4 protein-coding genes are annotated in these 3,783 nt (G+C 33.8%); all 4 read right to left on the bottom strand.

Annotation, left to right across the window (positions count from 1 at the left end):
• A partial coding sequence (locus SLH48_RS22090; RefSeq protein ID WP_320259894.1) for a hypothetical protein occupies positions 1-237 on the bottom strand: 237 nt, incomplete at its 3' end.
• Positions 238-597: 360 nt separating this feature from the next.
• Positions 598-1,329 (bottom strand): hypothetical protein, encoded by a 732-nt coding sequence (locus SLH48_RS22085; protein WP_320259893.1) that lies wholly within the window; start codon positions 1,327-1,329, stop codon positions 598-600.
• Between the two features lie 27 nt (positions 1,330-1,356).
• Complete coding sequence (locus tag SLH48_RS22080; RefSeq protein WP_320259892.1) at positions 1,357-2,175, bottom strand: HNH endonuclease signature motif containing protein; 819 nt, start codon at positions 2,173-2,175, stop codon at positions 1,357-1,359.
• A 26-nt stretch (positions 2,176-2,201) separates the two neighbouring features.
• On the bottom strand, positions 2,202-3,014 hold the full coding sequence (locus tag SLH48_RS22075) for an abortive infection family protein (protein WP_320259891.1): 813 nt from the start codon (positions 3,012-3,014) through the stop codon (positions 2,202-2,204).
• Positions 3,015-3,783 lie beyond the last annotated feature (769 nt).

Below are 3,783 nucleotides of genomic sequence, written 5' to 3'. Positions count from 1 at the left end.
TACTGCCTTTTCTTTTGTGATTCTATCATCAATGACATTAACTTCATCAAATGCAATACCTTTTTTACTAAACATATTCAAAGTTACATCAGCATATTTATCTGTTTTAGAATGTCCTGCAAAATCAGATGCAATAAAAACAAACGACCCATTATTAGTATAATATTCTTTTATGCATTTAACGAAATCATCTGTAAATCCAATAGGAAACCCACTGGTTAATATTGATACCTTCATTTTTATCCCTCGTTCCTTTGTTCTATTGTAAAAAGTAATTAGTTCTACCGTATTGTATTTACGCTCTCCAAGCGGGAACCAAGAACCTGTAGCTAATACTAGATTATTGCGCCAGATGTGTAATATCCTTTTTCTATTGAATAGTATATTTGTACTGTGCAATAAAAGATACAGCTATAAGTGCCAACCCTTGTTCAACATTCCCCCCTTTAGCACAAGGACCGATTATCTCTGTCAAAACTTTTAACCCACTAATAAGCTAATTAATTTAGAAAAAGTACCTGCCCCCAGTGTGGTAATACTTCACTGTATCGGGGATCAGGCATTTTAATCTAAAAATTTTAAATTTTAGTCTTACATTTAATCAATTTCGACAACTGGATTTATGTGTTCAGGAAAGTCCTCCCAAAACTCAATAATAGCGGTGGTGTATTTATCAAAACCAACTTTCTCAATATCAAAAACAATCTCAGCATTGGTAGTTAGCTCAACGTCCATGAGTCTCTCGTCACCAAAGTAACCTTTCAAGAACAAATCTGGGTTCTTATTATATAATCTTTTAGCAGAACGCCCGTCACCATGCTTGTATGTATTCACTAGATCAGCTAATAGTTCAATCGTTTCCCATTGGGAAGTCTTTGTCAAATCGTAATTTAAAAATTCGTATGCCTCTTTTATTTGACCCATATTAAAACCAAACTTTGAAAATTCATCTTTTGTCCTTATCGGACTCAATTTATGGTTTAGCTCCGAGTAAATAAAACCTCTCAATTGTTGTTCAAAAATCTGGTATGTTGAAGCCAACAACGACAAGTGAAAATTGTATTCCATGAGTTTTTCAGCTTTAAAAAATTCGTAAGTTTCCATTTCAATATTCTCTAATATATCGCTTGGATCAACTACTTCATAATCATATGCTGTCCCATACTCTTCAAACAATTTCTCTTTGTATTTGTTTGCAGACCCTTCAATATCATTGAAAAGTGTCTCCATTGTTGTAGCAAACTTTTCTTGTAATTTTTTATGAATGGAAAGGTACTGCTTTCTTTTATGTTTAGGCAACCACACATTTAATTGAACTTGTTCGCTCATTAGCTTCATCACTCCTTACAGTTTATTTTACTTTTCTATATTCCAATATGGGGCATTTACCGAGCTACTTGCAGTTGACCTTGCTCCTTTTGAAGTGTTACACGGTTCACACAACAATTGAAAGTTGGAAGCGTCGTTACTGCCATGCAAGTCCAAAGGAACTATATGGTCAATATGTTTTGTATTTTGTGGTCTGATCAAGTTGGAAAGGTCACAACGACACTCTGGATTTGAACAAGTTCCTTTGTCTCGATAAAAAACAGCGTCGGTCATCCATTTTGGAAAGTAAGCTCGTTTTATTCGTTTCTTATTTGTAACATACTTTGGAAATTGTTCCTCGATTTCTTCCATGTTTTCTTCAATAAATGAGGAAAGCTCCAAATGAAAATCATGCAAGAACTTTCGATCTTGAAAAATAAATTGAAACGCTGCGTGAACGATCAGTTTGTTAATTTTGTCTTGGTGTTCATTTATATATTCCATTAACTGTTCAACGATTTTTCTACAATTACATTCTTCATGATATTCGTCGCTACAACTAGCAAAGTTTAATGTAGGTATTTCTGGTTGCAAGTTCACTCCTTCAAGAGTTCTTATCATATAATTATAAATCCATTCTAAATCATCGACGTTTTTATAAATTTTGTCCAATTCGTCTTCAATGTCTTGAAAGAAAAACAAATAGTGATGGACTGCCGTCAATTTATTTGGTTTAACAATGCTCTCAATAATTTCGTCTTTGAAACAAAAAAATGCTTGTGAACTATAATCCCAAAAATTTGAAGCAGCGAATCCTGCTAGTCCAATTCCAGAACTGAGGGCTAAATGTTCGTCTTTTGCTGCCATAAATTCCCCACCTTATTTTTGATCTCTTAAATCGAAGGAGGCTTTCTACTAACCATGTATGTTTCCAAAAGATAAATGCAAAGTGTTCCACTTAAATTGATTGCAAATTTTGCGTGTCTTTCGCTTGGTTTGTAATACACTTTTCCTTTTCCGTGTGAGTCTCCATAAGCATTTCTCAAAGCTCCAAGTCCAGTTACTACTCCATTTATTGAACCTAGTATTTGCTTGAAAATCTCTGCTCCATGTTGATCTGGAGACAAGTTTAGCAATTGAGCAACCTTCTTGTATAATTGGCTCAAATTGTCCGTTTCTTTATATTCTTCACCAATATCGTCAAGTATCCATTTCAACGTACTTTCAACCATTGCTCTGGTTGCAGTGATTGCGTCTTCTGGATCAGTCTTTGCTTGACTTAACGCTCTATTCCAATCATTTTCAACGTGTTCAATATTATATTCCACAGTAAAATTCTCAAGCTCTTGTGGAATATATGTAGTATTTTCATATTGAACCTTACCCTTTACAAAAGCATAGCCGTCACGTTCCAACAATTTTACAAATTGGTTCCAAGTTGTATCATTTTGGAAGTATTCATTTTCTTCATTTTCGAGATAAAACATTTCTATTACGTTGAACATTTTCCGTAAGTCACTAGGGTTTTTTAAATCAAGTGAAGCAACATAAGAGTCAGCAAGTGAGCGTCTTTGCCCGCTTAAAGTGGAGACATGAGTTTCAGCTTCAAAAATATATTCACATTCAAAAAGCTTTTGAATGGTTGAAAGTGTTCCATATCCTGTTAATAAGTCATAAAAAGTGTGGATTGTCCGTTTACTTATCAATTATCATTACTCCAATCTCTACCAATATCATCATTCCAATTATTACAAAACGAGACGAATTAGGCTACTATTTTACGATAAAAAGGCTCTCCAAGTTGTGTGGAATGTTCTAGTGTCATTTTTCAAAATATAAATTCATTAATGCTTGAGCCAACACTTTTAGATTGGGTTTGTTGAATTCTTTTCCATTACATTGTGGACGGACTCTCACTATTATGTTCTTTATGTGTTCTTCTTTGGGCTGGTTTTAAAGAATGGAGAACTCAAGTATATGAACCATTAGTCAACGGTTTCTTCAATGAATGAAGCGTAATTTTGAATTAGAACGTTGTCTTATAAAGAATTATTTTTAGCTTTAGAAATATATGTTTCACTTTCTAATAGAAAAGTGCCTGACCCCCAGTGCAGTATTACTTTACTGTACCTATTGCACTGTATCGTTGTACTGAACAGCAAATGGAATATACTTATCTTTAGTTGAAAAGCGATAATTTTAAGTTCTTTAATAAATAATCTTGCAAAAATAAAAATAATAACCACCCAGCTATACCAAACCCTATTACGGTAATACTCCTTGAATAATCTTAATATTGAAGAGCTTTGGTGCGCAGTATTCAGTCTACTACGCAATATAAAGTTATTCCACAATATGGCCCTAAGATGAAGAAAAGCACTAATCCTTGTTACAGATTAGCGCCATATTGTGGAAGATCAGCTCAACGCAAAGGGAGTAACTAATACCCACATTGTATTGTTGAATCATAACTTT

Source organism: Cytobacillus sp. IB215316 (genome assembly GCF_033963865.1).
Lineage (GTDB): Bacteria > Bacillota > Bacilli > Bacillales > SM2101 > Nanhaiella > Nanhaiella sioensis.
Note: the sequence above shows the minus strand (reverse complement) of the source record. Positions and strands in the feature narration are given on the sequence as shown.

Coding starts and splice junctions, on each gene's coding strand:
- SLH48_RS22085 (WP_320259893.1), bottom strand. CDS start 1,329: ATGAGCGAACAAGTTCAATTAAATGTGTGGTTGCCTAAACATAAAAGA.
- SLH48_RS22080 (WP_320259892.1), bottom strand. CDS start 2,175: ATGGCAGCAAAAGACGAACATTTAGCCCTCAGTTCTGGAATTGGACTA.